Raw genomic sequence first — 22,064 nt, 5'->3', positions numbered from 1 at the left:
GCACCACGACGGCCGGAGCCCCCGCCGACCGGCGGGGGCTCCGGCCGTCCGGCACGGTCACTTCTTTCCGGTGCCCCGCCGCACGGCCCTGCGCACCACCCGCCGCGCCCGCCGCACCTGGAGCCTGGCGCGCAGCTGCGGGCGGCTGCCGGGCAGACCCAGTTCGGTCAGCCGCAGCTCGGGGAAGTAGTGGCCGGGAACGGTCGCCAGGTGGGCCCGCAGCCAGGTCTCCGTCGGCTCGCGCAGCTTGGCGTAGGTCTTGGGCTGCATGCAGAACCCGATCGCCCGCACCAGCGGCGCCAGCGACTCGGGGGCCGCCCCGACGAGCGCCGGGGCCGCGGCCCGCTCCAGGTCGGGCACCAGGTGGTCGACGACGACGAGCGGCACGCGGTTGCTGTTCGGGTAGGGCTTGAGCCGCTCCGTCACCAGCGCCGTCCCCACCCGGGCGACCGGCACGTCGTAGTAGGCCGACGCGGTCACCATCGCCGTGGAGAAGCAGCCGACGACGAGTTCCGGCGCGCAGTGGTGGTACAGCGTCTCGGCCAGCAGCGGCGCGTCCAGCACCGTCAGCCGCACGCCCGCGTCCGCCGCGGCCTTGCTCAGCGCGGCCGTGTAGCCGGCCGGGGCCGTCGGGTGGGGCTTGAAGACCACGGAGCGGTGCCCCGCCCGCGCGGCGCCGGTCAGCATGCGGACGTGGAGGTCCTCCTCCTCCTGCGCGGTCAGGATGTTGATGGCCGCCAGGTACTGGCCGAGCAGGACGGCCGTCGGCTTCTCCCGCAGCACGGGCGCCAGTTCGGGATCGTCCGCCGCGTCCCGGGAGACCTCGTCGAGCACCGCGCGGAACGCCCCGTCGGGGACGATCACGGGCTCGACGTCGTACTCCGACAGCAGCATCGGCCGCAGGCCCGGTATCAGGTCGAGGTGGAGCAGCCGCTGGATGCGCCGGGCGAGGGTCAGCGGCAGCTTCTCGCGCGTCGGGCCGTAGCTCATCAGACCGTCGGCGTACACGTGCAGGGCGGCCTCGGAGAAGATCGCCGCCAGCGCGCGGGCCGGGTTGACCTGGATCGACTCGACGGCCAGCTCGATCAGGTCCCGCTCGCCGATGCCCCAGGCGAGCCGGAACGCCTTCTGCCACAGGGACACGTCGTTGCCCCGCGGGCCCCAGGCGCTGGGGTGGTGCGGGCGGATCGCCTCGTTCCAGCTGACGACGGTGTCGAACCGCCCGGATATGCGTGCGTACCCGTGCATCTCGTCCAGGCGCAGCGCGGTCTCGGGTATCGCCGCGTTGTTGGAGACCAGCAGGACGCGCCGGGCGCCGTCGCGCGGGCCGAACAGCCCGGCGTCGAGCGCCGCGGCGAGGGTGGCGGCCCCGTACAGGGTGGAGACCTGGAAGATCTGGGTCTTGTGCGGCATGGGTCAGGCAGCCTTCCGCCCGTCACGCAGGCGGCCGAGCAGCCTGCTGCGAGTGCTGTCGATGGTGCGGAGGGTCTCCTCCAGCACGTGCTGGGGCATGCGGTGCAGCGCGTCCCGCGCCTCCCGCCGCAGCCGCTGGGCGGCCGAGGACTCGTACTCGTCCACCTTGCCGAGGTGGAAGGCGATCATCGCGCAGTACGTCCGCACGGCCTTGGGGAGGAAGCGCTCGGCCTCCCGGTCCCGGGACAGGTCCTGCAACAGCATGTCGTAGGCCGGAATGAAGTCCAGCTGGCGGGAGTCCTTGATCTGGGTGAGCGAGGTGGCGACGCCCCGCCGGTAGAACACCCCGTGCAGACCGACGGACGCGTACGAGGCCGCCTTGAGGTGCAGGCGCCAGATCCACAACCGGTCCTCGGCCGTACGCAGTTCGGTCGCGAAGCGCATCGCGCCGTCGTCGAAGAGATGACGGCGGTAGAGGCCGGCCCAGACGAAGGGATAGTCGACCATCGTCTCCATGTGGGGCGGTGCGATCCCGTCGCGCGGGTCCATCACGGTGTTGCGCAGCGGGGCCGGGGGCCGCCGGATCGCCCGCTCGGTGCCGGTGGCCTGCACGTGGTCGGTGCGGGCGAAGTCGCAGCCCAACTCCTCGACGACGGACACCAGTTCGGTCAGATATCCGGGCCCGTACCAGTCGTCGCCGTCGAGGAACGTGACGAAGTCGCCCCGGGCCGCGTCGATCCCGCTGTTGCGCGCCTGCGCTATGCCCTTGTTCGTCTCGTGCCGGATCACCCGGGTGTCGCTCCGCCCCTCGGCCCAGCGGTCGATCACCCAAGGCGTCGAATCCGTGGAGCAGTCGTCGACGAGCAGGAACTCGAAGTCGGGGTCCGCGTTGTTGGCGAGACTTCTCAGAGTGCTCTCGGCGAAGGCTTCCACATTGTGCATGGGCACGACGACGGACAGTTTCGGCACGCGGGCCTCTCACGATCGAAGGTCGGGGATTGGAACAGGCTATCCACGCTCCCGGATCCGGCGGTGTCGGTGAAGGCGCGAGAAAACGAACTCCGTTCGCAGGGAAAGTGAATTCTTGGTGTTCCGGTGAATTCTCAGACCATGCCGAAGGTGCTCCGCAGTTCCTCGATGTTCGACCGCGTGGTCTTCCACAGGAATTCCTGGGCGGCGTGCACGTCCGCCACCGCCGCGGCGTGGTCGTCGAGCAGCCCGGACGCCCGCTCCGCCAGCCGCGGGCCCAGGTCCCGGTCGTGCACGGAGAGCCCCCACTCCGGGCGGTCGATGTCCGACAGGAAGTAGGCGAGCTTCGGGTGGGAGACGAGACTGAGGATCGGGGTCCCGCAGCCGAACGGGATCATCCCCGCGTGCCCGCGCATCCCGATGACCAGCCGCGAACGGCGGAAGAGGCCGCGGATCCCGTCGTTCGACATGGCGTGGAGCTGCTCCACGGGCAGGGCGATGCCGTGCTCCCGGCGCAGGTCGTGCACGAACCTCTCGTCGGCCGGCATGTGCGCCGCGTACCGCACGTCCGCCCGGTCCCGCAGGGAGCGCAGGGCCAGCGCCATCTGGGCGAGGAAGTGGCCGTAGTCGTGCCCGAAGCGCAGCCCCGCGCGGTCGTAGGCGCAGTTGACCAGCACCGTGTCGGAGCGCTCCGCCGGGCCGGACAGCTCCGGTACGAGGTGCCGGGCCACGGTGGTCGGGCAGGGCTGGTAGCGCACCCGGTCGCGCAGGGAGGCGGGGAGCAGCTCGCGGACCCGGTCGATCGAGCCGTGGTTGCGCAGGCCGAAGAAGGCCGACCGCTCGACCAGGACCCGCAGGCTCTCGGCGAACCGCCCCCGCCGGTACCGCTGCCCGTCGAAGACGTTGTAGCCGACGGCGAACACCGCCAGCGGCGCGGTGAGGCGGGCCAGGAGAGCGTCCGGCACGTTCCACTGCCAGTGGCTGTTGCCGTTGGGGGAGGTGTCCGGGAGGAAGAGCCCGCCGCCGCCCACGATCACCCCCCGCCGTTCGTTCAGCCTCTCCAGCGCCGCCTCGTCGACCAGCCGGTGCACCGGCCGCGCGTACCAGCGGCGCGGGCCGGTGTCCGTGCCGAAGCACTGGCGCACGGCCTCCGGCAGGACCTTGTCGCCGGCGTTCTCCCTGCCCTCGGCGAACAGCGCCACGTGCGCGAGCTGCTCGGCCGCGGGCGCGGCCGGCCCGGGCGGGGCCCCGGCGTCCGGACGGGTGCGGACGTACCAGGCGTGGCAGCCGGCGTCCGTGGGGTCGGCCTCCAGGCCCTCGCGGGCGTAGGCGTGCGCGTCCGCGTCCCGTCCGCACACCCAGGCCAGCCGGGCCAGCTGGGCGAAGGCGCGGGGCGCGAGGTCGGGGGAGGCGGCCGCGAGCAGCAGGTGCCCTTCCGCCTCGTCGTAGCGCGACAGCGCCATCAGGCAGAGGCCCAGCGTCTCCTGGCAGCGCGGCGCGTCCAGCCGGTCCGCCACGACCGGGGCGAGCACCTCCACGGCCTCGTCGTAACGCCCCTGCCCGCGGTGGACGTCGGCCACCGTGCGGGCGAGGTCGAGGGTGGGGCGGGCCTTCAGCAGCGGCGGGGCGAGGTGCGCCAGCAGGTCGGGGTGCTTGCCGCCGGGCAGGGCCCGGTAGGCGGCCCGGAACTCCTCGTCGCCCATCTCGAACCGGCGCCGCGCCTCGGCGGCCGGACCGTGCCCGGGTGCGTCGAACGACCCGGAGAAGCGCAGCACGACCACGTCGGCGGGCACCGGCAGGTCGTCGTGGAGGCGCCGGGCGGGGAAGTCGTACCGCGCGGCGAGCGGGACCAGGCGGTCGCCGAGCACGAGGCCCCCGTCGTCGGGGGCGGGAGCGGCCGACCCGGCCGCCGGGGCGCCCGCCACGTCGGCGCGCTGGACGACGAGGAGCCCGTCCGGCGGCACGGCCCGGCCCTCCCCGGCCTGCTGCGGATGCGCCACGGCACCGATCCCGTGGCGCATCCGCAGCAGCTCACCGAGGTCGCCGAGGACGACCATGCCGGGGCCGAGGGCCATGACGGTGTCGTAGCCCTCCAGCCCGAAGACGGCGCGGCGGTCGTCCGCGAGGCGCGTGACGACGCGCGGGTGCAGCCTCCTGAGCCCGTCGAACGAGGAGTCCGGCAGCCCGGGATGCAGGACGACGAAGTCCTCGCACACGCGCGGGTTGGTCAGCGCCAGGCTGCGGAGGAGCGCGGCGAGGCCGGGCAGGCCGTCCCGGCCGGTGTGGGCGGCGAACGCGATCCGGCGCCTGCCGGTGACGGTGCTCCGGTCGTCCGCGACGGAGGGGGACCCGGCGGAGGAAGAGACGGCGGAGGAAGAGACGGCGGAGGAAGAGACGTCCGAGGCGGAGGCGGAGGCGAGGGAGGAGTGGGTCATCGCAGGGCGATCCTCATCTTGCTGTGGTCTACGTGCGCGGCGTGGTCCAGGACCCACTCCGCCTCCCGCGGCCTCAGCCGGCCGGGCAGCGTGAAGCCGACGAGGTCCAGGCGGGGACTCGCGTCCAGGAAGTCCAGCAGCCTGAGCACGGTGAACGCGGTGGTCGGGGCCGGACCCCACCCGTCCTCGCCGAGCAGCGCCGGGTCGCCGAGGGGGCGGCGCAGCGAGGCGTCCGCGACGTGGTCCTGCGCGCCGGGCACGAGCCGCTCCCGCACGGCGCGGCGCCAGCCGGCCGCCGGGTCGCCGAACACGAGCCGGATCCCGGCCCGCCCGGTCCAGGCGGGCCCCTGCCACGGGGCGTCGCCGCGCAGGGAGACGGCGTGCAGGCCGGTGCGCTCGCCGGTGCCCCGGGCGCGGATCCGGAACGTGTCGCAGCGCACCACCAGGTCGTAGCCGTCGATCTCGGCGCCCAGCGTGCTGCCGGCGACGTCGGCGGCGTTCGAGACGACGCACACGCTCCGCCCCGAGACCAGGCCCCGCAGACCGCTCACGTCGACCGGGGTGACGCCGTCGTGCGGCGGGTCGGGCGTCCCGGCCCGCTCGACGAGCCGCCGGTAGCCGCCGTGCAGCGCGAGGAGCCGCCGTACGGCGGGATCGCCGACGCCGTGCCCGGCCACCCGGGCCCGCACGTACGCGGCGAAGCGCGGCGCGAGGACCGCGGTGGTCGCGGTGGGCTCCTCGAGTAGTTCGCGCAGTTCGGAGCCGTCCTCGGGGAAGAGTGCGACGGCCGCCTCCAGACACTCCCGGCGGCGGCGCAGGGTGTGCATCCTGCGGGCGACCTCCGGGGCGGGGCGGCCGTCGGGCAGCAGCGCGACGTAGCGCCCGTAGCACTCCGTCGCCTCCCCGCCGCGGCCGAGTCCGTCCAGCGCGAGGCCGCGCAGCCGCCACGCCCCCTTGGACCGCTGCCGTATCCCGGCCGCCGACTCGGCGAGCCCCAGCGCGAGGCCCAGACCGTGCTCCCCGCCCACCTCCAGCGCGCGCTCGCCGGCCTGGAGCAGCGCGTCGAAGGGATCCGCCGCCGGGCCGTCGAGCGAGGCCGCGAAGGCGCCGATCGCCCGGGTCAGACGGACCTGCGGGCCGGTGGCCCCGGCGGCACCGGGCTCCTGTGCGGCGAGGTGCTCGCCGCACAGGCGCAGGCTCCGGGCGTACGGGGCCGGCCCGGGAGCCTCCCGCTGCCGTACCTTGAACAACCCCGCCAGAGGCTTCGTCACGCGTTCCACCGTTCTCCGACCGGACGCCGAATGTGCCCCAGAGCGACGGTCCGCGGGTGGCTTCCGGGCGGACGGCGGGTGAACACTCGCCCTCAGGTGGACATCGGGCCGGCCGTCATCCCCCGATCGAGCGCCGGATGGCCCGTGCCCGGCGTACGACCCTGCGCGCCGTGGAGTTGTGCGGCAGGAAGCCCAGCCGGCCCGGGATGCCGCCCGGCAGGCCCAGGGAGGTCAGCCTGCGCTTCTTGAAGTACCGCCGGGTGCGGGCGTCCAGGTGGGCGCTCAGATACGCCTCCGCCGCCGGCCGCAGCCCGGGCAGCACCCTCGGCTGCATCGCGAACCCGACGGCCCGCAGGAGCGCGGCCACCGCGCCGGCGTCCACGTCCCGCCGCCCCTCGGCGACGGCGGCCGGGTCCGCCAGGTCCGGCAGGAGCGCGTCCACGAGGGTGGCGGGCACCCGGTTGCTGTTCTCGTACGGCGTCAGCCGGTCCAGGAGCGTCTCGGTGCCGACCCGGGCGACCGGCAGGCCGTACAGGACGGACGCGGTGAGCAGGGCCGTGGAGAAGCAGCCGACGACCAGCGCCGGACGCGTCCGCCGGAACAGCACCTCGGCCAGGACCGGCGTCTCCACCACGGTCAGATCGACCCCGAGCCGCTCGGCCTCCCGCTCCAGGACCCGGGTGTAGCGGGCCGGGGCCGTGGGGTGCGTCTTGAACAGCACGCGCGTGTGCCCGAGTCCGGCGACGCCGGTCAGCATCCGCACGTGCAGGTCCTCCTCCTCCTCGGCCGAGAGGATGCCCAGCGCCGACAGGTACTGGCCGAGCAGCACCGCGGGCCGCTCCACGTCCGGCAGCCCGTCGCCGGTGTCCGCCAGCTCGTCCAGCACCTTGGTGAACGCCGCGGACGGCACGACCTCGGGTGCGACGCCGAACTCCGTCAGCAGCAGCGGCGCCAGCCCCGGCACCAGGTCCAGGTGGAGCAGCCGCTCGACACGCGTGCCGACCAGCGGGGCGAGCTTGGTGCGGGTGGGGCCGTAGCTCATCAGGCCGTCCGCGTACACGGTCAGGGGCGCGTCGGTGAAGATCTGCGCCACGGCGAGCGCGGGCGGCACGTGGACCGACTCCACGGCCAGGGCCACGTCGTCCTCGCCCAGCTCCCACAACCGCCGCAGGTGCCGCTCCCACAGCGGCACGTCCCCGGCGCGCGGCGACCAGTCGCCGGGATGGAACGGGAAGACCGCCTCGTTCCACGACACCACGTCGTCGAACCGGTCCCGCAGCCGCTCGAACCCCGGCATCGCGTCCAGGGACGGCGTCGTCTCGGGCGTCGCCGCGTTGTTGGCGACCAGCAGGATCCGCCGGCCGGCCGCGTCGAAGCAGCCGGAGTCCAGGGCCGCGGCGAGCGTGGCCGTGCCGTACAGCGTCGACGCCAGGAAGATCTGCGTGGTCACGCCGCCGCCCCCTCGTCCGTCCGGGCCGAGGACGCGTGGCGGCGCAGCCGGCGCAGCCGCACGGCCCGGTCGGCGTCCATCGTGTCGAGCACCTCGTCGAGCACGTCCTGCGGCATCCGCCGCAGCGCCGCCGCGCTCCTCGCCCGCAGTGTCCGCGCCACGGCGGGCTCGAACCGCTCGGCGGACCCGAGGTGGTGGGAGATGATCGCGCAGTACGTGCGGACCGCCTTCGGCACCAGCCGCGCGGCGTCCGGGTCCCCGGCCGCCCCCGCGAGCACCTCGTCGAACGCGCGGATGAAGTCCAGTTGGCGCACGTCACCGATCTGGGTGAGCGAGGACGCCACCCCGCGCCGGTAGAACACGCCGAGCAGTCCGGTCACCGCGAAGGACTCCGCCTCCCGGTGCAGCTTCCAGATCCACGGCCGGTCCTCGGCCGTGCGCAGCCCGTCGGTGAAGTGCAGCAGACCGCGCTCGGCCAGCCGGCGGTGATAGACACCCGCCCACGCGTAGGCGTAGTCGACGGACGTGGTGCGGTGGGCGGGCAGGATCGCGTCGCGGGGGCGCAGGGCCGTGTTGCGGCGGCCGTGCGGGACCCGGTGCAGGGTGCGGTTGCGTCCCGTGCACTGCACGTGGTCGGTGCGCACGAAATCGACGTCCAGCCTCTCGATCGCGGCCACCAGGGCGGCGCAGTGGCCGGGCGCCAGCCAGTCGTCGCCGTCCAGGAAGGTGACGTACTCGCCGCGCGCCCGGTCGATGCCGGTGTTGCGGGCGGTCGCCAGGCCGCCGTTCCTCTCGTGTATCACCAGCACCGCCCCCGGCAGCTCCCGCTCCGCGCGCGCGAGGAGGTCCGCGGTCCCGTCGGTGGAGCAGTCGTCGACGAGAATGAACTCGAAGTCGTCCCGCGCGTTGGCGCGCAGACTCCGCAGAGTGTCTGGGGCGTATTGCCGCACGTTGTAGAACGGCACGATGACGGAGAGCTTGGGCACGTGAGCGACGTTATGCGACGGCCCGGCATTCGGCTTTACCGGTTCCTTGATTCCCGGTGAACGCGGCGTGGCGAAGCGGTGAAGCGGGCATTTTCCCGGGCTCAGGGCGGCCCGGCACCCCATTCGGCGATGTGCTGTTCACCCTTTGTTGGATTTCGGTTGGGCGGTTCCTAGAAATGCCTTCCTAGCGTCTACGACGTGCCAGCAAGTGCAACGAAGGCCCTCAGAGTCGCCGTCCTCGCGGACTCCGACACCCGGTGGAAATGGGGCGCGCTCACCGCGACCCGCGTCCGCCCCGGGGACACGGAGATCCACCTCGACGGCTACCTCCTGCGCGGCCGAGCCACCCCCACCGCCCGCCAGCTGCGGGAAGTCGGCGTCGACGCGGACTCCCTCCGCGAGGTGACCGCCGTCGAGTTCCTGCGCGCCATGGAGGGAGCGCGGGACGAGGAGGCCTACGACGTCCTGGTGCTCGCCCTGGTCGGCGGCGGCGTCCAGGCGATGCTGCACGGCCTCGGCCGCGTCTGGCAGGACCGCGCCGAGCGGCCCGTGGTCGTCACCGGATACGTCGGCGTCGTCTACGAGAAGCTCGCCGACGGCCTGCTGCTGCGCCACGGCGCCGACCTCGTCCTCGCCAACTCCCGCCAGGACGCGGACCGTTTCCGCGCCGTGTACGAGGGGGTCGGCGCCGACGCCTCGGCGGTGACGGAGGTCGCGCTGCCCTTCCTGGGCGGAGCCGCCCACGCCGGTGAACACGACCCCTACACGGTCGTCTTCGCCGCCCAGCCCTCCGTCCCGGACAGCCGCAAGGACCGTACGTACCTGCTGGACCGGCTGATCCGGCACGCCCGCCTGCACCCCGAGCGCGAGGTGCTGCTCAAGCTGCGCTCCAAGCCCGGCGAACACACCACGCACATCGAGGAACTGCCCTACCAGAAGCTGGTGCAGCGGGCCGACCCGCCGCCCAACTTCCGCCTCGTCTACGGGCACATGGGCGAGCTCCTCGACCGCACCGACCTGCTGGTCACCATCAGCTCCACGGCCGCCCTGGAATCCCTGCACCGCCGCATCCCCACCGTCGTCCTGACCGACCTCGGGGTGCGCGAGGCGCTCGGCAACCACCACTTCGTCGGCTCCGGCTGCCTCGCCTCCTGGGACCAGCTCGACGCGGGCCACCGCCCGGCGCCCGACCCCGAGTGGGTCGCCCGGCAGGGCGTGGCGGCCGACGGCGGCTACGAGACCGCCTTCGACGAGGCCCGGGAGCGCATCGCCGCCCTGCTGGTCCGGCCCGGCGGCCTCCCCCCGCTCGCCCCCTACTACACGCCCGTCACCGCGCCCGGCTACCTCCCCGGCATCCTCGCCCGCCACCACCTCGCCCCGGACGGCACCCCGTTGCCCGGCGCCCCGGCCGCCGACAGGGCCCCCGGCCCGGTGCGGCAGGTCGTGCGCCGGGCGGCCCGCGGCGCCTACCGGCACGGCGTCCAGCGCGTCGCCCCGGTGATCCGGCGGATGGGGGAGCTGTGACCCCCGCGATCCCTGCGCAAGGAGCAGACCCCATGTCCCACCGTCCAGCAGGCCAGGGCGCTTCGGTGCGCCGGGTGCTCGCCGTGATCCCCGCGCGCGGCGGCTCCAAGGGAGTGCCCGCGAAGAACCTCGCCCCCGTCGGCGGCGTCCCCCTGGTGGTCCGCGCGGTGCGCGAGTGCCGGGCCGCCCGCCTCGTGACCGACGTCGTCGTCTCCACCGACGACCACGCCATCGCCGCCGCGGCCCGCGAGGCCGGCGCCGAGGTCGTGCTGCGGCCCGCCGCCATCGCCGGGGACACGGCCACCTCCGAGGCCGCCGTACTGCACGCCATGGACGCCCACGAGGCCCTGCACGGCGCCGCCGTCGACGTGGTCCTGCTCGTCCAGTGCACCAGCCCCTTCCTGGTCCGCGAGGACATCGACGGGGTGGCCGGCGCGGTCGCCGGGGACGGCGCGGACACGGCCGTCACCGTCGCCCCCTTCCACGGCTTCGTCTGGCGGGACGGCACCGACGAGACCGGCGGCGCCGACGGCGGCCACGGCGTCAACCACGACAAGGCGTACCGCCCCCGCCGCCAGGACCGCCCCCAGGACCTGCTGGAGACCGGCGCCGCCTACGCCATGGCCGCCCCCGGCTTCCGCGAGCACCGGCACCGCTTCTTCGGCCGCACCGAACTGGTCCGCACCGACCCGGCCCGCGTCCTGGAGATCGACGACCCGCACGAGCTGGCCCGCGCCCGCGCCCTCGCACCGCACTTCGACGCGGCACGGCCCGGCGCCCTGCCGACCGCGGCGGACATCGACGCGGTCGTCCTCGACTTCGACGGCACCCAGACCGACGACCGGGTGCTGATCGACTCCGACGGACGGGAGTTCGTCTCCGTGCACCGCGGCGACGGACTCGGCATCGCCGCCCTGCGCCGCAGCGGCCTGACGATGCTGATCCTGTCCACGGAGGTGAACCCGGTCGTCGCCGCCCGCGCGCGCAAGCTCAAGCTGCCCGTGCTGCACGGCATCGACCGCAAGGACCTCGCCCTCAAGCAGTGGTGCGAGGAACAGGGCATCGCGCCCGACCGGGTGCTCTACGTCGGCAACGACGTCAACGACCTCCCGTGCTTCGCCCTCGTCGGCTGGCCCGTGGCCGTCGCGAGCGCCCACGACGCCGTACGCGGCGCGGCCCGCGCGGTCACCACCGTCCCCGGCGGCGAAGGCGCCGTACGGGAGATCGCGACCTGGCTCCTGGGCCCGTCCCTGGCCGCCCTCGACGCCACCCCCGAAACCCCCACCCTCACCCAGTCCAAGTAAGGAACCCCCAGCCATGAGCACCAACTCCCGCATTCGCACCTTCGGCACCCGCGAGGCCGGCCCCGGCCGCCCCGTCTACGTCACCGGCGAGATCGGCATCAACCACAACGGTGAGCTGGAGAACGCCTTCAAGCTGATCGACGCCGCCGCCGAGGCCGGCTGCGACGCCGTCAAGTTCCAGAAGCGCACCCCCGAGATCTGCACCCCGCGCGACCAGTGGGACATCGAGCGCGACACCCCCTGGGGCCGGATGACGTACATCGACTACCGCCACCGCGTGGAGTTCGGCGAGGACGAGTACCGCCAGATCGACGAGTACTGCAAGACCAAGAACATCGACTGGTTCGCCTCCCCGTGGGACACCGAGGCCGTCGCCTTCCTGGAGAAGTTCGACGTCCCGGCCCACAAGGTCGCCTCCGCCTCGCTGACCGACGACGAACTGCTGCGCGCCCTGCGCGCCACGGGCAAGACGGTCATCCTCTCCACCGGCATGTCCACCCCGAAGCAGATCCGCCACGCGGTCGAGGTCCTCGGCAGCGACAACATCCTCATGTGCCACGCCACCTCCACCTACCCGGCGCAGGCCGAGGAGCTGAACCTCCGCGTCATCAACACCCTCCAGCAGGAGTTCCCGAACGTCCCGATCGGCTACTCCGGCCACGAGACCGGCCTCCAGACCACGCTGGCCGCCGTCGCCCTCGGCGCCACCTTCGTCGAGCGCCACATCACCCTCGACCGCGCCATGTGGGGCTCCGACCAGGCCGCCTCCGTCGAACCGCAGGGCCTGACCCGCCTGGTGCGCGACATCCGCACCATCGAGGCCTCCCTCGGCGACGGCGTCAAGAAGGTCTACGACTCGGAGCTCGGCCCGATGAAGAAGCTGCGCCGCGTCCCCGGCGTCGTCGCCGAGGCGGAGATCGCCGCCGCCGCGGGCGAGCCCGTCACCGTCTGACCACCGGCCACCGAGTCACTCACCACGGGACGGACCCCACCGATGAGCCCCCGCGCCGGGAACGCCGGCCCCCGTACCCTCGCCTTCGTCGAGAGCCCGGTACAACTGCTGAACGTGCTGGAGTGGGCGCACACCCGCGCACCCGGCGCGGAGCTCACCCTCGTGGTCCTCTCACCCGTCGACCCGATGACCCGCGGCCAGCTGCGCCGCATGGCGGAACTGGCCCGCAAGGAGGGCCACGAGATCCGCTGGGAGGAGGCGCGCGGCGGCGCCACCGCCCCCTTCCGCACGGTCGGCGGCCTGACCACCGCGCTGCGCCAGGCCGACCGGATCGTCATGGGCGACCCGTTCTCCCGCTACGTCCAACTGCTCCTCACCATCACCCGCGCCCACGACCTGGTCGTCGTCGACGACGGCACGGCCACGATGGAGTTCGTCACCCAGCTGGCGCACGGCGAACGCCTGGTGCGCTGGCACCGCAAGGGCAGCCGCCCCGGCCCGCGCGACCTGATCTTCGCCCCCGTCTCCCGGTCCGCCCGCCAGCGCCTCACCCCGACCCCCGACCGGCAGGTCTCGGTCTTCTCCTCCATGCCCATCGAGGACGTCCCCGAAGGCGTCACCGTCACCGCGAACGACTTCGCCTGGACCAGGGACCGCTTCGGCCCGCCCCGCATCACCAAGGGCGCCGACATGGTCGGCACCTCCCTGGTGGAGACCGGCGTCGTCGACGCCGACCGCTACGTGGCCGCCGTACACACCCTGGCGCGGACCCACGGGGCCGCCCGCTACTTCGCCCACCGCCGCGAGAGCGCCGAGAAGCTGCACCGGCTGGCCGTGGAGACCGGCCTGCAGATCGTCCGCCCCGACCTCCCCCTGGAGCTGATCGCCCGCCGCGGCCCGATCGGCCGCACCGTCCTCAGCTTCCCCTCCACCGTCGTCCACACCCTGCCGCTGGCCCTCGCCGGCACCGAGGTCCGCGTCGCCGTCTGCGACATCGACCCCGCCTGGCTCACCGAAACGGCCTCCCCCCGGGCCCGCGGATTCCTGAACGGAGTCACGGGCTCCGCACGGGACGTGCACCGGCTCTCGGCGGTGGCGGGCACGGGCTAGGGCGCGTGGAGCAGGCCACGCGTGGTAACCGTGAGGAAGAGGACGGGTGCCGTGGAGCGGTCGGACCACTCCCGGTGATCTCATGATCGGCTCGGTCGAAAAGGCGGCCCAGTTTACCCAAGCAAGACGACGGCTATGCGTAGGGCGGCCGAGTTTTCTCCCCCTAACGGGCTGAATTTTGTTGATCGTGGGTCCATCGATCGCCCGGGAGCCCTACGCTGCAAAGGGTGAACGTGTTGATGTCCCCAGAGACCGAGGCCGGCACTCCCGGTGAATCCGTGCTGCCCGGCACCTTGCCGGACGCGCTGCGCGCGGAGCTCGTGGCCTTCCGCCGCGACCTCCACATGCACCCCGAGCTGGGCAACCAGGAGTTCCGCACCACCGCCGCGATCAAGGAACGGCTGGAGCGGGCCGGGCTCAGGCCGCGCGTGCTGCCCATCGGCACCGGACTCGTCTGCGACATCGGCACCGACTCCGGACAGTGGTCCGGCGGGCCGCGCATGCTCGCCCTGCGGGCCGACATCGACGCCCTGCCCATCCCGGACACCAAGGCCGACTGCGCGTACCGCTCGCAGGTGCCGGACCGCGCGCACGCCTGCGGGCACGACGTGCACACCACCGTCGTCCTCGGCACCGGCCTCGTCCTCGCCGCCCTGCACGAGCAGGGCCTGCTGCCCCGGCCGGTACGGCTGGTCTTCCAGCCCGCCGAGGAGGTGCTGCCCGGCGGCGCCGCCGACGCCATCGAGGGCGGCGCGCTCGACGGGGTGCGCCGCATCCTCGCCGTGCACTGCGACCCGCGGGTGGACGCCGGGAAGATCGGGCTCAGGGTCGGCCCCATCACCTCCGCCTGCGACCGCATGGAGATCGCCCTCAACGGCCCCGGCGGCCACACCGCCCGCCCCCACCTCACCACCGACCTGGTCACGGCCGCCGCCCGCGTCGCCACCGACGTGCCCTCGCTCGTCGCCCGGCGCGTGGACAGCCGCAGCGGGCTCGCCCTGACCTGGGGGCGGATCGAGTCCGGCCACGCCCCGAACGTCATCCCGCAGCACGCCGAACTCGCCGGGACCGTGCGCTGCCTCGACCTCGACGCCTGGCGGCAGGCGCCCGACCTGGTGATGGGCGCCATCGACGAGATCGCCAACCTGTACCGGGCCAAGTCCGAGATCACCTACGTCCGCGGCGTCCCCCCGGTCGTCAACGAGGTCACCAGCACCGAACTGCTCCAGGCCGCCATGGTCGCCCGGCGCGGCACCGACGCCGTCGAGGGCACCGAGCAGAGCCTGGGCGGCGAGGACTTCTCCTGGTACCTGGAGCACGTGCCCGGCGCCATGGCCCGCCTCGGCGTCCGCCCACCCGGCGAACGCACCGTCCGCGACCTCCACCAGGGCGACTTCGACGTGGACGAGCACGCCATCACGGTCGGCGTGGAGATGTTCACCGCGGCGGCGCTCATCGACGCGGTGCAGTAGCCGTACCGGCGGTATCCGGCCAGCGGCACGAATGGATAACGGCGCCGCGCAACCCCGTTCCCAGGAGGTTCTACGCGCGTTAATGTGCGCCGAACCGAGCGCCCGCTGCGGGGCTTTGGAGAATGGGGAACTTCAGATGCGTCGGACATCAAGACTGATCCGTGTCGCGGTGGGGGTCGCGTCGCTCGCGCTCGCCGCCACGGCCTGCGGCGGTACCAGCAGCGAGGGCGACGACGGCGGCGGTGACGACAAGGGCCTCGCCATCGCGTACGACGTCGGCGGCAAGGGCGACCAGTCCTTCAACGACGCCGCGTACCGGGGTCTGGAGCAGGCCAAGAAGGAGTTCGGCTACACGACCGCCGACATCGAGCCCACCGACGGCGAGACGGACGCCGACAAGGAGCAGCGGCTGTCCTCGCTGGCCAAGCAGGGCTACAACCCGGTGATCGGCGTCGGCTTCGCCTACGGCACGGCGATGAAGGCCGTCGCCGCCAAGTACCCGGACACCACCTTCGGCATCGTCGACTCCGTGGTCGAGGGCAAGAACGTGGCCTCCCTCGTCTTCGCCGAGAACGAGGCGTCCTACCTGGCCGGTGTCACCGCGGCCAAGGCCACCAAGACCAACACGGTCGGCTTCGTGGGCGGCGTGAACGTCCCGCTGATCCACAAGTTCCAGGCCGGCTACGAGCAGGGCGTCAAGGACACCAACCCCAAGGTCAAGGTGATCTCGCAGTACCTCACGCAGACCGCGGAGGAGGGCGGGTTCGCCAGCCCCGACAAGGGCAAGGCCGCCGCCGAGGGCCAGATCGAGAAGAAGGCCGACGTCGTGTACGCGGCGGCCGGTCTCTCCGGCCAGGGCGTGATCGAGGCCGCCGCCAAGGCGAAGGTCTGGGCGATCGGTGTCGACTCCGACCAGTACAAGCAGGAAGCCCTCGCCAAGTACAAGGACTCCATCCTGACCTCCGCCCTCAAGGACATCGACGGCGCGGTCTACGCCCTGGCCAAGTCCGTCGAGGACGGCAAGCCGCTCACCGGCACCCACACCTTCGACCTGAAGTCCGACGGCGTGGGCCTGTCCGACAGCAACCCGAAGTTCGCCGGGATCCCGGGCGCCAAGGAGGCCGTGGAGAAGGCCAAGACGGGCATCGTCGACGGTTCCATCAAGGTCGCCACGGAGTAGCCGCGACGGCAGGGCACAGAACCCACGAAGCGGACGGGCGCCCCCGGGCACCCGTCCGCTTCCGCATGCCCGCCGCACCGGCGCCCCGGCGCACGCTCCGCACCCCGCCCCGCCGAGCCCCGGGCGTCACACTCCGCCACCCCCCGTTCGCTTCCGGCAAGCCCCGTACCCCCATACGCGTCACCTTGCTCACGGGCGGATAACAAGGTGGACAGAAGGGGTTTTCAGGCAGGTCTACGCGCGTTAATCTGCGGCGAAGCCAGCGCCGCAGCCGAACCGTCCCCGGCGCTTGTACGACAGGAGCACCAGACATGCGCCGGATTTCCCGGATCACGGTCGCAGGCGCAGCGACCGCCTCCCTGGCCCTCGCCCTCGCCGCCTGCGGTGGTACCTCGACCGACTCCGGTTCGGAGTCCAAGGGGGACAAGGGCCTCGCCATCGCGTACGACGTCGGCGGCAAGGGCGACCAGTCCTTCAACGACGCCGCGTACCGAGGTCTGGAGCAGGCCAAGAAGGAGTTCGGCTACGAGACGGCCGACGTCGAGCCCACCGACGGTGAGACGGACGCCGACAAGGAGCAGCGGCTCGTCTCGCTGGCCAAGCAGGGCTACAACCCCGTCGTCGGTGTCGGCTACGCGTACGCGGCGCCCCTGAAGGCCGCCGCGGAGAAGTACCCCGACACCACCTTCGGCATCGTGGACGACGCCACGATCGAGGCGAAGAACGTGGCCGACCTGGTCTTCAACGAAGAGGAGGCCTCGTACCTCGCCGGTGTTGCCGCCGCCAAGAGCACCAAGACCAACACGGTCGGCTTCGTGGGCGGTGTGAACATCCCGCTGATCCACAAGTTCCAGGCCGGCTACGAGCAGGGCGTCAAGGACACCAACCCCAAGGTCAAGGTGATCTCGCAGTACCTCACCCAGACCGCGGAGGAGGGCGGCTTCGCCAGCCCCGACAAGGGCAAGACCGCCGCCTCGGGCCAGATCGAGAAGAAGGCCGACGTCGTCTACGCGGCGGCCGGTCTCTCCGGCCAGGGCGTGATCGAGGCCGCCGCCGCCAACAAGATCTGGGCGATCGGCGTCGACTCCGACCAGTACAAGCAGGAAGCCCTCGCCAAGTACAAGGACTACATCCTGACTTCGGCCACGAAGGACGTCGCGTCGGCGGTGTACAACCTCGCGAAGTCGGTCGAGGACGGCAAGCCGGAGACCGGTATCGTTCGGGGCGATCTGAAGTCCGGCGAGGTCGGTCTCTCGGACTCCAACCCGAAGTTCGCGGACGACGCCGAGCTCCAGGCAGCCATCAAGACGGCCAAGGAGAAGATCATCAGCGGCGAGATCAAGGTCAAGAGCAGCTGAACGGCTGAGTAGCACCTGCAACACCTCGAACAGCGTGTAACCGCGCCGGTTGCGCCGCGCGGCGGGGTACGGGAAGAGCGGCCCGAGAGTCGTCCTCCCCGTACCCCGTCGCGTCGATGCGCCGCCGCCGCTTTTAGATGCCGTAGGGGCGCTACGCGCGTAGACGGCCCCCGTCCCCAGGAGAGTGCGCCATCAACGCGTCCAGCAGCCCTCCGGCCGGAGCGGCGGTCAACGAACCGGTGACCGCCGTCGAACTCGCCGGGATCACCAAGCGTTTCCCCGGAGTCGTGGCCAACCACGACATCCACCTCACCGTCCGCAAGGGCACCGTCCACGCCCTCGTCGGCGAGAACGGCGCCGGCAAGTCGACGCTGATGAAGATCCTCTACGGCATGCAGAAGCCGGACGAGGGCACCATCGCGGTCGACGGCGAGCAGGTCTCCTTCTCCTCGCCCGCCGACGCCATCGCCCGCGGCATCGGCATGGTCCACCAGCACTTCATGCTCGCCGACAACCTCACGGTCCTCGAGAACGTGGTCCTCGGCAGCGAGAAGCTGTACGGCATCGGCGCCAGGGCCCGCCGGAAGATCAAGGAACTCTCCGAGCGGTACGGCCTCGGCGTGCGCCCCGACCTCCTGGTCGAGGAGCTCGGCGTCGCCGCTCGCCAGCGCGTGGAGATCCTCAAGGTCCTCTACCGCGGCGCCCGCACGCTGATCCTCGACGAGCCCACGGCCGTCCTGGTGCCGCAGGAGGTGGACGCCCTCTTCGACAACCTCCGCGAGCTGAAGGCCGAGGGCCTGTCCGTCATCTTCATCTCCCACAAGCTGGGCGAGGTCCTCTCCGTCGCCGACGAGATCACCGTCATCCGGCGCGGTACGACGGTCGGCACGGCCGTCCCCGCCGGGACGACGCCCCGCCAGCTCGCCGAGCTGATGGTCGGCAGCGAACTGCCCACCCCCGAGACGGCCGAGTCCACGGTCACCGACCGCCCGGTCCTCACCGTCGACACGCTGCGCCTGGCCGCGCCGAGCGGCAAGGCCCTGCTCGACGACATCTCCTTCACCATCCACGCCGGCGAGGTGCTGGGCATCGCCGGTGTCGAGGGCAACGGCCAGACCGAACTGGTCGACGCGCTCATCGGCCTGCGCCACGCCGACTCCGGCTCCATCCGCTTCCTCGACCAGGACATCACCGCGCTGCCCACCCGCAAGCGCCGCGAGCAGGGCGTCGGCTACATCCCCGAGGACCGCCACCGCCACGGGCTGCTCCTGGAGGCCCCCCTCTGGGAGAACCGCATCCTCGGCCACGTCACCGAGAAGCCCAACAGCAAGGGCGTCTGGCTGGACCTGAAGAACGCCCAGCAGGACACCCGCCGCATCGTCGAGACGTACGACGTCCGCACCCCCGGCATCGACGTCACCGCCGCCTCGCTGTCCGGCGGCAACCAGCAGAAGCTGATCGTCGGCCGCGAGATGAGCCACCATCCCCGCTTCCTCATCGCCGCCCACCCCACCCGCGGTGTGGACGTCGGCGCGCAGGCCGCGATCTGGGACCACATCCGCGAGGCCCGCCGCGAGGGCCTGGCCGTACTGCTGATCTCCGCCGACCTGGACGAGCTGATCGGCCTGTCCGACACCCTCCGCGTGATCTACGACGGCAAGCTGGTCGTGGACGCCGACCCGGCCACCATCACCCCCGAGGCACTCGGCTCGGCGATGACCGGCGCCGCCTCCGGACACCTGGAAGACGACGAGAACCCCGAGATCCCGGACGGCGCGACCGGCTCCCCGAAGTCCGCGGCGCCCCCCGCGGCGCCCGCGTCCCCCGAGTCTCCGGAAGACGAGGCCCGCTGATGAAGAAGTTCGACAAGGAGCGCGTGCTCCTCGCGGTGGCCGGACCGGTCATCGCGCTCGCCGTGGCCTTCGTGCTCAGCGCGATCGTCCTGATCGCCTCGGGCAAGAACCCGGTCGAACCGTTCGCCCTCATGATCGAGCAGGCCGGTTTCTCCGACATCCAGGTCCTGATCGTCAACCAGGCCTCGCTGTACTACATCGCGGCCCTCGCGGTGGCCATCGGCTTCCGCATGAACCTGTTCAACATCGGTGTGGACGGCCAGTACCAGCTCGGCGCCTTCATGGCCGCCGTCGTCGGCGCCCACGCCAACCTGCCGGCGTTCCTCCAGGTCCCGCTGCTGCTGCTGACCGCCGTCCTCACCGGCGCCTTCTGGTCCGGCATCGCCGGTGTCCTCAAGGTGACCCGCGGCGTCAGCGAGGTCGTCGCGACGATCATGCTCAACGCGATCGCCACCTCGCTCATCGTCTACATGTGGAAGCCGGACGTCTTCGGCGTCAAGGTCGGCAACAACAGCACCACCGGCGAGATGCACGAGTCCGGCTGGATCCCCGGCTTCGACATGGGCGCGGCCGGCGAGATCTACGGCCTGGTGATCCTCGCCGCGCTCCTCGGCATCGGCTACTGGATCGTCCTCAACCGCACCCGCTTCGGCTTCGACCTGCGCGCCTCCGGCGCCTCCGAGTCGGCGGCGGCGGCCAGCGGCGTCGACCCCAAGCGCATGGTGCTCACCGCGATGCTCATCTCCGGCGCCCTCGCCGGTCTCGCGGGCCTGCCGATCCTGATGGGCGACGCCCACACCTACAACCTCAACTTCCCCACCGGGGTCGGCTTCCTCGGCATCGGCATCGCCCTCCTCGGCCGCAACAGCCCGGTCGGCATCGCCTTCGCCGCCCTCCTGTGGGCCTGGCTCGACAAGGCCTCGCCCGAGCTCGACTACCACGGCTTCGACAAGGAGATCGCGGTCATCATGCAGGGCCTGATCGTCCTCTCGGTCGTCGTCTCCTACGAGGCCGTCCGCGAGTGGGGCCTGCGCCGCCAGCAGCGCCGGGTCGGCGCGGAGCTGGCCGCCGGTCACGTCCTCGGCGCCACCGACAACTCGAAGAAGGAGGTGGCCGGCCGATGACCGCTCCGACCACAGCGACCGACGTCAACCAGCCGTCGCTGGAGCACGCACCACGGACCGGCCGCCGCATGTCGTGGCCCGTGCTGCTCCTGGTCATCGCCGGAGCCCTGGCGCTGACCTCGATCGTCCGCCTGATCACCGGCGCCAACGGCATCACCAACGTCAGCCAGATGTCCACCGCCCTCCAGCTCGCCGTGCCGATCGGCCTCGCCGGTCTCGGCGGTCTGTGGGCCGAGCGCGCGGGCGTCGTCAACATCGGCCTCGAGGGCATGATGATCCTCGGCACCTGGTTCGGTGCCTGGGCCGGCTTCCAGTGGGGGCCGTGGACCGGCGTCCTCGTCGGCATCGTCGGCGGCTGCATCGGCGGCCTGCTGCACGCCGTCGTGACGATCACCTTCAACGTCAACCACATCGTCTCCGGCGTGGCCATCAACATCCTCGCCCTCGGCGCCACCCGCTACCTCGCCCCGCTCGCCTTCGAGGGCCACCAGGGCGGCTCCGCCAAGCAGTCCCCGCCGGTCGACTCCCTCGGACACTTCTCGATCCCGGGCCTGTCCGGCTGGCTGGACAGCCTCAACGACCAGCACTGGTTCTTCGTCTCGGACATCGCGGGCCTGCTCGGCGGTCTGGTCACCGACGTCTCCTGGCTCACCCTGATCGCCGTCGCGCTGATCCCGGCCAGCTGGTACATCCTGTGGCGCACCCCGTTCGGCCTGCGTCTGCGCTCCTGCGGCGAGAACCCGGTCGCCGCCGAGTCCCTCGGCGTCAACGTCTACAAGTACAAGTACCTGGCCGTGATCATCTCCGGCGGTCTGGCCGGCCTCGGCGGCGTCTTCCTGTCCATCGTGGCCAACCCCTTCTACCTGGAGGGCCAGACCAGCGGCCGCGGCTACATCGGCCTCGCCGCGATGATCTTCGGCAACTGGATGCCGGGCGGCCTCGCCATCGGCGCCGGGCTCTTCGGCTACACCGACAGCCTCAACCTGCGCGGCGGCTCCGCCAACGTGCACGCCCTGCTGCTGCTCGGCGCGCTGCTGCTGGTCGCCGGCGCCATCTGGCTGGCGATCCGCAAGAAGTACGTCAAGGCCGCGATCACCTTCGTCATCGGCGCCCTGGTCTTCGCCTGGTACGCCGGCACCAACGAGGTTCCCAACCAGGTCGTCTCCGCCACGCCGTACGTCGTCACCCTCGTCGTCCTCGCCCTGTCCGCGCAACGGCTGCGGATGCCCAGGGCGAACGGCATGCAGTACCGCAAGGGCCAGGGCAAGTGACCGGGCCCGACTGGGCGGAGCTGCGCAGGGCGGCCCGGGACGCCATGTCCCGGGCGTACGCCCCCTACTCCGGGTACGCCGTGGGCGCCGCCGCCCTGGTCGACGACGGCCGCACCGTCACCGGCTGCAACGTGGAGAACGCCAGCTACGGCATCGGCCTGTGCGCCGAGTGCGGTCTGGTCTCCCAGTTGCAGCTGACCGGCGGGGGCCGGCTGACGCACTTCGTCTGCGTCGACGGCGAGGGCGAGGTACTCGTCCCCTGCGGCCGCTGCCGGCAGCTGCTGTACGAGTTCGGCGGCCCGGAGCTGCTGCTCGAGACCCCGGAGGGGATCCTCCCCCTGTCCCGGATGCTCCCGCAGGCCTTCGGCCCCGACCACCTCACGAAGTAAGGA

The 22,064-nt window shown here is 72.4% G+C and carries 17 protein-coding genes; 11 read left to right on the top strand and 6 right to left on the bottom strand.

From position 1 onward, the window contains the following. Positions 1–57: 57 nt before the first annotated feature. The 6 genes from OHA99_RS13875 to OHA99_RS13850 all read right to left on the bottom strand — a co-directional run bounded on the left by OHA99_RS13875 (position 58) and on the right by OHA99_RS13850 (position 8,524). A complete protein-coding gene (locus OHA99_RS13875) occupies positions 58–1,413 on the bottom strand; it encodes a polysialyltransferase family glycosyltransferase (protein ID WP_405695967.1) in 1,356 nt (451 codons plus the stop codon). Between the two features lie 3 nt (positions 1,414–1,416). After that, positions 1,417–2,382 carry a glycosyltransferase family 2 protein gene (locus OHA99_RS13870; protein ID WP_405695964.1) on the bottom strand — a complete coding sequence of 322 codons (966 nt, stop codon included), beginning with the start codon at positions 2,380–2,382 and terminating at the stop codon, positions 1,417–1,419. A gap of 134 nt (positions 2,383–2,516) precedes the next feature. Then, positions 2,517–4,817: a polysaccharide pyruvyl transferase family protein gene (locus tag OHA99_RS13865; protein WP_405695961.1), complete on the bottom strand. Its 2,301-nt coding sequence runs from the start codon at positions 4,815–4,817 to the stop codon at positions 2,517–2,519. Beyond that, positions 4,814–6,088: a hypothetical protein gene (locus OHA99_RS13860; protein ID WP_366472631.1), complete on the bottom strand. Its 1,275-nt coding sequence runs from the start codon at positions 6,086–6,088 to the stop codon at positions 4,814–4,816. Before OHA99_RS13860 ends, OHA99_RS13865 begins: the two co-directional genes overlap by 4 nt. A 115-nt stretch (positions 6,089–6,203) precedes the next feature. Further along, entirely contained in the window at positions 6,204–7,538 is a 1,335-nt protein-coding gene (locus tag OHA99_RS13855; RefSeq protein ID WP_165685008.1) for a polysialyltransferase family glycosyltransferase, read from the bottom strand. After that, the gene (locus OHA99_RS13850) at positions 7,535–8,524 is read right to left on the bottom strand and encodes a glycosyltransferase family 2 protein (protein WP_153178267.1); all 990 of its coding nucleotides are present in this window, start codon (positions 8,522–8,524) and stop codon (positions 7,535–7,537) included. Before OHA99_RS13850 ends, OHA99_RS13855 begins: the two co-directional genes overlap by 4 nt. Positions 8,525–8,722: 198 nt before the next feature. Here OHA99_RS13850 and OHA99_RS13845 point away from each other — a divergent pair, with 198 nt between their 5' ends. The 11 genes from OHA99_RS13845 (at position 8,723) to OHA99_RS13795 (ending at position 22,061) form a co-directional block, all read left to right on the top strand. Then, on the top strand, positions 8,723–10,048 hold the full coding sequence (locus tag OHA99_RS13845; protein WP_366472629.1) for a DUF6716 putative glycosyltransferase: 1,326 nt from the start codon (positions 8,723–8,725) through the stop codon (positions 10,046–10,048). 32 nt (positions 10,049–10,080) lie between these two features. Beyond that, positions 10,081–11,352, top strand: coding sequence for a cytidylyltransferase domain-containing protein (locus OHA99_RS13840; protein WP_405695955.1), 1,272 nt, complete (start codon positions 10,081–10,083; stop codon positions 11,350–11,352). Positions 11,353–11,365: 13 nt separating this feature from the next. Then, positions 11,366–12,304 (top strand): N-acetylneuraminate synthase family protein, encoded by a 939-nt coding sequence (locus OHA99_RS13835; RefSeq protein ID WP_007444225.1) that lies wholly within the window; start codon positions 11,366–11,368, stop codon positions 12,302–12,304. A gap of 42 nt (positions 12,305–12,346) precedes the next feature. After that, positions 12,347–13,414, top strand: a complete 1,068-nt coding sequence (locus tag OHA99_RS13830; RefSeq protein ID WP_405695953.1) for a hypothetical protein — start codon at positions 12,347–12,349, stop codon at positions 13,412–13,414. A gap of 239 nt (positions 13,415–13,653) precedes the next feature. Beyond that, a complete protein-coding gene (locus tag OHA99_RS13825) occupies positions 13,654–14,886 on the top strand; it encodes a M20 family metallopeptidase (protein WP_153178263.1) in 1,233 nt (410 codons plus the stop codon). A 136-nt stretch (positions 14,887–15,022) separates the two neighbouring features. Beyond that, on the top strand, positions 15,023–16,066 hold the full coding sequence (locus OHA99_RS13820; RefSeq protein WP_153178262.1) for a BMP family protein: 1,044 nt from the start codon (positions 15,023–15,025) through the stop codon (positions 16,064–16,066). A gap of 311 nt (positions 16,067–16,377) precedes the next feature. After that, positions 16,378–17,424 carry a BMP family protein gene (locus tag OHA99_RS13815; protein WP_405695950.1) on the top strand — a complete coding sequence of 349 codons (1,047 nt, stop codon included), beginning with the start codon at positions 16,378–16,380 and terminating at the stop codon, positions 17,422–17,424. 239 nt (positions 17,425–17,663) lie between these two features. Next, on the top strand, positions 17,664–19,277 hold the full coding sequence (locus OHA99_RS13810) for an ABC transporter ATP-binding protein (RefSeq protein WP_405695949.1): 1,614 nt from the start codon (positions 17,664–17,666) through the stop codon (positions 19,275–19,277). After that, positions 19,277–20,401 (top strand): ABC transporter permease, encoded by a 1,125-nt coding sequence (locus tag OHA99_RS13805; protein ID WP_153178259.1) that lies wholly within the window; start codon positions 19,277–19,279, stop codon positions 20,399–20,401. The genes OHA99_RS13810 and OHA99_RS13805 overlap by 1 nt, the downstream gene beginning before the upstream one ends. After that, positions 20,398–21,672, top strand: a complete 1,275-nt coding sequence (locus OHA99_RS13800; protein ID WP_153178258.1) for an ABC transporter permease — start codon at positions 20,398–20,400, stop codon at positions 21,670–21,672. The genes OHA99_RS13805 and OHA99_RS13800 overlap by 4 nt, the downstream gene beginning before the upstream one ends. Then, complete coding sequence (locus OHA99_RS13795; protein ID WP_153178257.1) at positions 21,669–22,061, top strand: cytidine deaminase; 393 nt, start codon at positions 21,669–21,671, stop codon at positions 22,059–22,061. Before OHA99_RS13800 ends, OHA99_RS13795 begins: the two co-directional genes overlap by 4 nt. Positions 22,062–22,064 lie beyond the last annotated feature (3 nt).

The sequence above is a fragment of the Streptomyces coelicoflavus genome (assembly GCF_045041415.1).
Taxonomy (GTDB): domain Bacteria; phylum Actinomycetota; class Actinomycetes; order Streptomycetales; family Streptomycetaceae; genus Streptomyces; species Streptomyces coelicoflavus.
This window is presented reverse-complemented; position numbering and strand designations above follow the sequence as displayed.